The sequence below is a fragment of the Mycobacterium sp. TH-M25 genome (assembly GCF_057473665.1).
In genome coordinates this window covers 1-5,845 of the sequence record NZ_JBYCLA010000171.1, presented here as the reverse complement: position 1 = coordinate 5,845, position 5,845 = coordinate 1, and the positions used below count along the sequence as shown (strand labels likewise).

5 protein-coding genes and 2 pseudogenes are annotated in these 5,845 nt (G+C 66.0%); 3 read left to right on the top strand and 4 right to left on the bottom strand.

The window, feature by feature from the left end:
• Positions 1-500 (top strand): annotated as a pseudogene (locus AC2VOU_RS05890) (acetyl-CoA C-acyltransferase); the annotation flags it as partial.
• Between the two features lie 4 nt (positions 501-504).
• On the top strand, positions 505-2,661 hold the full coding sequence (locus tag AC2VOU_RS05885; RefSeq protein ID WP_486956526.1) for a 3-hydroxyacyl-CoA dehydrogenase NAD-binding domain-containing protein: 2,157 nt from the start codon (positions 505-507) through the stop codon (positions 2,659-2,661).
• 36 nt (positions 2,662-2,697) lie between these two features.
• Here the strand turns inward: AC2VOU_RS05885 and AC2VOU_RS05880 are convergent, their stop codons facing one another.
• The 3 genes from AC2VOU_RS05880 to AC2VOU_RS05870 all read right to left on the bottom strand — a co-directional run bounded on the left by AC2VOU_RS05880 (position 2,698) and on the right by AC2VOU_RS05870 (position 4,607).
• The gene (locus AC2VOU_RS05880) at positions 2,698-3,285 is read right to left on the bottom strand and encodes a class I SAM-dependent methyltransferase (RefSeq protein ID WP_486956525.1); all 588 of its coding nucleotides are present in this window, start codon (positions 3,283-3,285) and stop codon (positions 2,698-2,700) included.
• Between the two features lie 33 nt (positions 3,286-3,318).
• Positions 3,319-3,651, bottom strand: coding sequence for a hypothetical protein (locus AC2VOU_RS05875; protein WP_486956524.1), 333 nt, complete (start codon positions 3,649-3,651; stop codon positions 3,319-3,321).
• A 95-nt stretch (positions 3,652-3,746) separates the two neighbouring features.
• Positions 3,747-4,607 carry an LLM class F420-dependent oxidoreductase gene (locus AC2VOU_RS05870; protein ID WP_486956523.1) on the bottom strand — a complete coding sequence of 287 codons (861 nt, stop codon included), beginning with the start codon at positions 4,605-4,607 and terminating at the stop codon, positions 3,747-3,749.
• A gap of 147 nt (positions 4,608-4,754) precedes the next feature.
• On the opposite strand from AC2VOU_RS05870, the gene AC2VOU_RS05865 reads away from it, so the two are divergent.
• Positions 4,755-5,744: an LLM class F420-dependent oxidoreductase gene (locus AC2VOU_RS05865; RefSeq protein WP_486956522.1), complete on the top strand. Its 990-nt coding sequence runs from the start codon at positions 4,755-4,757 to the stop codon at positions 5,742-5,744.
• Here the strand turns inward: AC2VOU_RS05865 and AC2VOU_RS05860 are convergent.
• Positions 5,741-5,845, bottom strand: a pseudogene (locus AC2VOU_RS05860) (putative quinol monooxygenase); the annotation flags it as partial. The gene AC2VOU_RS05865 and the pseudogene AC2VOU_RS05860 sit on opposite strands and share 4 nt — an antisense overlap.

Sequence of the window (5,845 nt, the reverse complement as noted above, 5' to 3'; positions counted from 1 at the left end):
CGCTGCAGAAGTACCACTTCGTCGAGAAGATCAACCACGTCCACACCGGCGGTAACAGCTCGGGCATCGTCGACGGCGCCGCGCTGGTGCTGGTCGGTAGCGAAAAGGCGGGCCGCTCGCAGGGGCTGAGCCCGCGGGCGCGCATCGTGGCCACCGCCACCAGCGGTGCCGACCCGGTCATCATGCTCACCGGGCCGACCCCGGCAACCCGCAAGGTGCTCGACCGTGCCGGCCTGACGGTCGACGACATCGACCTGTTCGAGCTCAACGAGGCCTTCGCCTCGGTCGTGCTCAAGTTCCAGAAGGACCTGCACATCCCGGACGAGAAGCTCAACGTCAACGGCGGTGCCATCGCGATGGGCCACCCGCTGGGTGCCACCGGCGCGATGATCACCGGCACCATGGTCGACGAGCTGGAGCGCCGCAACGCCCGTCGCGCGCTGATCACGCTGTGCATCGGCGGCGGCATGGGTGTCGCCACTATCATCGAGAGGGTTTAAGACCATGCCTCAGACCAAGCTAGAGAACACGATTCACTGGGACAAGGACGCCGACGGCATCGTCACGTTGACCCTTGACGACCCGACCGGGTCGGCCAACGTGATGAACGAGCACTACGGCGAGTCGATGCACAACGCTGTCAAACGCCTTGTCGCCGAGAAGGATCAGGTCACCGGTGTGGTGATCGCCAGTGCGAAGAAGACCTTCTTCGCCGGCGGCGACCTCAAGAGCATGATCAAGCTGGGCCCGGAGAACGCCGGCGAGGCGTTCGACACCGTCGAGGGGGTCAAGCGCGACCTGCGTGCGCTGGAGACCCTCGGCAAGCCGGTGGTGGCCGCCATCAACGGCGCCGCGCTCGGTGGTGGACTGGAGATCGCCCTGGCGTGTCACCACCGGATCGCTGCGGACGTCAAGGGCCTGGTCGTTGGTCTGCCCGAGGTGACGCTGGGCCTGCTGCCGGGTGGCGGTGGGGTGACCCGCACCGTGCGGATGTTCGGCATCCAGAACGCGTTCATGAACATCCTGTCCCAGGGCACCCGGTTCAAGGCCGACAAGGCCAAGGAGATCGGGCTGGTCGACGAAATCGTCGGCTCCGTGGACGAATTGGTGCCGAGCGCAAAGGCTTGGATCAAAGCCAACCCCGAGTCGCACACCCAGCCGTGGGATGTGAAGGGCTACAAGATGCCCGGCGGCACCCCGTCCAGCCCCGCGCTGGCCGGCATCCTGCCGTCGTTCCCGGCGCTGCTGCGCAAGCAGCTCAAGGGTGCGCCGATGCCTGCGCCGCGGGCCATCCTGGACGCGGCCGTCGAGGGCGCGCAGGTGGACTTCGACACCGCCAGCCGCATCGAGAGCCGCTACTTCACCCAACTCGTCACGGGACAGACCGCCAAGAACATGATCCAGGCGTTCTTCTTCGACCTGGCACACATCAACGGCGGCGGGTCGCGGCCCGACGGCATCGCCAAGCAGGAGATCCGCAAGATCGGCGTGCTGGGCGCGGGCATGATGGGCGCCGGCATCGCCTACGTCTCAGCCAAAGCCGGCTACGAGGTGGTGCTCAAGGACGTCAACATCGAGGCCGCGCAGAAGGGCAAGGCGTACTCGGAAAAGCTTGAGGCCAAAGCACTTGCGCGGGGCAAGACTACTGAAGAGAAGTCCAAGGCGCTGCTGGACCGTATCACCCCGGCCGCCGACCCCGAGGCGTTGAAAGGCGTCGACTTCGTCGTCGAGGCCGTCTTCGAGAACCAAGATCTGAAGCACAAAGTGTTCCAGGAGATCGAGGACATCGTCGAGCCCAACGCGCTGCTGGGGTCGAATACCTCGACGCTGCCGATCACCGGTCTGGCGACCGGTGTGAAGCGCCAGGAGGACTTCATCGGGATCCACTTCTTCTCCCCGGTCGACAAGATGCCGCTGGTCGAAATCATCAAGGGCGAGAAGACGTCTGATGAGGCGCTGGCCCGGGTGTTCGACTACACGCTGGCCATCGGCAAGACCCCGATCGTGGTCAACGACAGCCGCGGCTTCTTCACCAGTCGCGTCATCGGCACCTTCGTCAACGAGGCGCTGGCGATGCTGGGCGAGGGCGTGGAGCCCGCCAGCATCGAGCACGCCGGTTCGCAGGCCGGCTACCCGGCGCCGCCGCTGCAGCTCTCCGACGAGCTCAACCTGGAGCTGATGCACAAGATCGCGGCTGCGAGTCGTAAGGGCGTCGAAGAAGCGGGTGGTTCTTATCAGCCGCATCCGGCCGAGGCGGTCGTCGAGAAGATGATCGAGCTCGAGCGCCCGTCGCGGTTGAAGGGCGCCGGGTTCTACGAATACGTCGACGGCAAGCGCACCCGGCTGTGGCCGGGCCTGCGTGAAACGTTCAAGTCCGGTTCTGCTGACCTGCCGCTGCAGGACATGGTCGACCGGATGCTGTTCGCCGAGGCGCTGGAAACCCAGAAGTGCCTCGACGAAGGCGTACTCACCTCGACCGCTGACGCGAACATCGGCTCGATCATGGGCATCGGCTTCCCGCCCTACACCGGTGGGTCGGCGCAGTTCATCGTCGGCTACTCCGGTGCGCACGGTATCGGCAAGGAGGCCTTCGTCGCGCGGGCTCGCGAGCTGGCCGCCCGCTACGGCGACCGCTTCCTGCCGCCGGCCTCGCTGACCTAGCTCACGGCACGCGAAAACCCCTGAAAATCAACGGTTTCAGGGGTTTTTGCGTTCGTAGAGGTAGTAGCGCGCCGGCGTTTGCGCTTCGTCGAGTTGCCGCTCGGCTCCCGTGGACACCAGCTTCCATCCAGAGGCGAATCGCCGTTCCATCTCTTCGGGCCGGACGCCTCGGACGCCGAAGCGCCCGCGGGGCAGAAACGCGACGATCAACAGCCGCGCGTCCGGTGCGGCCACGGCGCTGACTTCTCGAACGTACGCGTCGCGGTCGCCGTCGCTCATGTTGTGCAGGCAGCCGTTGTCGACGATCAGTTGGAAGTTGGAGCCGACGCCCTCGTGGCTCAGCTTGGTGACGTCAGCTTTGACGAAGTTGACTGTTGCCTTGGTGGCTGAGGCTTTGACCCGAGCCTTCTCGAGGGCGGCCGGCACGTAGTCGACGCCGATGACCGTCCAGCCATGTCGCGCCAGGTAAATGGATGAATCTCCGGTGCCGCAGCCGAGATCGAGGGCTTTGCCGGCCGGCAGTTCTTCGACCAGGGCCTGCAGATTGTCGGCGATCGGATGACCGTCCCACGGCGTGAACCCGAGGCGGTACAAGATCCGGAACAACGTGTGCTTGGAAGCCATGGGTCCAATGTAAGCCGGTGCGGCCCAGCATCATCAGCCACTTGCGTAAGTCTTGGGGAGCAGGGCACTTTGTGCCCGGCTCTCAGCGACAACGGCCGACCGCAGCGCCAGCACGCGCTGATGGATCCGGTGATCGGTGGACCGCGGAATGTAGCCTGGGCCGTATCGGCCGCGCTTGAGGCGATGCACGCGACCGTGGTCGATCTCCCAGCGCAAGGCGTCGGAGACGGCTTTGGAAGGCCGACCCCGCACGCAAAAGCCATGGTGGCGAAGGCCTTCGAGCAACTCAGCGACGGTCGCCGGGCCCTGGTTCGCCAGGTGGAAAGTCAGCACGTACCGAAGATCGGTACCGCGGAGCAGCTTCATCGCCGCACTGTCGCACGCCGGGGCGACACCTTGACGATTGTCGCTGCGAGGTGGGCACATCGGACACCGACCCGGCAAGTGACGGGCGTGACTGGCTACGTCAGCGCTGCGGCGATGCGGCGCCACTGTTCGCGCGGGTAGGCCTGCGGGTCGCTCAGCAGCACTTGGATGCAGACGTGGTCGGCGCCCGCGGACCGATGCTCGGAGACCCGGCGCAGGATCGCGTTCTCGTCGCCCCACGCGATGATCGCGTTGAACAACCGGTCGCTCACCTGACTGAGGTCCTCTTCCGAGAACCCCGAGCGAAGCAGGTTGTTCGCGTAGTTCGGTAGCCCCACATACGAACGCAACCAATCGGTTCCGATGCTGCGCGCCTCGTCGGCGCTATCGGTGAGAATCACCGTCTGCTCGGGCAGCAGCAGCGGCCCATCGCCCAGTACGCCGCGCGCCGTCGCGGTGTGTTCGGGGGTGACCAGGTAGGGGTGCGCTCCGGCGCTGCGGCGTGCGGACAGCTGCAGCATCTTCGGGCCGAGCGCGGCCAGCACCCGCCGCTGCACGGGAACCGGCTGCGGTGTCGCATCCAACTCATCCAGGAACGACGCGGTCGCGGCCAGCGGTTTGCGGTATCGGCCGGGGTTGCCGGCGTCGATTAGCGGCGCATGGCTGACTCCGATGCCGAGCAGTAAGCGGTCACCGTGGTCGGCCGTCAGCGTGGCGAAGTTCGCGGCGACGTCAGCGGGCGTGTGCATCCACAGGTTCAAGATCCCGGTGGCGATCGTGGTCTGCTTGGTCGCCGTCATCAAGTTGGCAACCGCGTCGAACACCTGCCCGCCGACGTCCGGGATCCACAGGGCGCGGAAGCCGAGCTCATCTAATTCCGCGGCCGCATCGGCGGATTCGGCAAGATTTCCGTAGCGAAGCTGACTACTCCAGATCCCGATACCGGCCAAGTCCATTCGGCTAGCCTACGGCCCGCGCTAGATCGCATTGCCCGACTCCTCCTCGGCCCGTTCCGGGCCGCATCGTCGTCGCGCTAGATCGCATTGCCCGACTCCTCCTCGGCCCGTTCCGGGCCGCATCGTCGCCGCGCTAAAGTCGCGGTCATGCGCTTCGGATTTTTCATCCCGCAGGGTTGGCGACTGGATCTGGTCGGCATCGACCCCGCCGAGCACTGGGCGGTGATGCGCGATCTGGCCGCCTACGCCGACGGCAGCGACTGGGACTCGGTGTGGGTGTACGACCACTTCCACACGGTGCCGATGCCCACTGGCGAGGCAACTCACGAGGCGTGGTCGCTGATGGCGGCCTACGCGGCTACCACGTCGCGGATCAAGCTCGGCCAGATGTGCACGGCGATGAGCTACCGCAATCCGGCCTACCTCGCCAAAGTTGCTGCGACGACCGATATCATCTCCGGTGGGCGTGTGCAGATGGGCATCGGCGGTGGCTGGTACGAGCACGAATGGCGCGCCTACGGGTACGGCTTTCCGTCCGCCGGCGAGCGACTCGGGCGTCTCGACGAAGGCGTGCAGATCATGCGTGACGCCTGGCGGGACGGCACAGTGACGTTCGAGGGCAAGCACTATCAGGTGGACGGCGCGATCGTCGAGCCCAAGCCGTTGCAGGACAACGGGATTCCGCTGTGGATCGCTGGTGGTGGCGAGCGTAAGACCCTGCGTATCGCCGCAAAGTACGCGCAGTACACCAATTTCACCGGCGAGCCGGACGGCTTCGCCCATAAGTCCGATGTGCTCGCAGGCCATTGTCGTGACCTGGGCACCGATTTCGACGCCATCGTCCGGTCGGTCAACGTCAACGCCATCCTCGACGCCGACGAGCACGGCGTCCACGACCGCGTGCGGCGTGTGCGCGACCGACTGGTGGGCTACGTGCCCGAGTCGGCCGCCGACTCGATGATCGGTAACACCAGCGGACCCGATTCGGCCACCGGCACCCCGGAACAGGTCGTCGAGCGGCTGCAGCGGTTGCGCGACCTCGGCTGCGCGTATGCGATCTGCTACTTCCCTGAAGCCGCCTACGACCGCTCCGGTATCGAACTCTTTGAGCGCGAAGTGATTCCGGCGCTGAGCTAGATGTCGCTGTCGAGATAGCGGGTCTTCACCGGGGGTGCCGCCAGAAGGGGCGGCAGCTGCGTCACCTTGCCCTCGCCGGCGCGAAACGCGCGGTAGGCCTC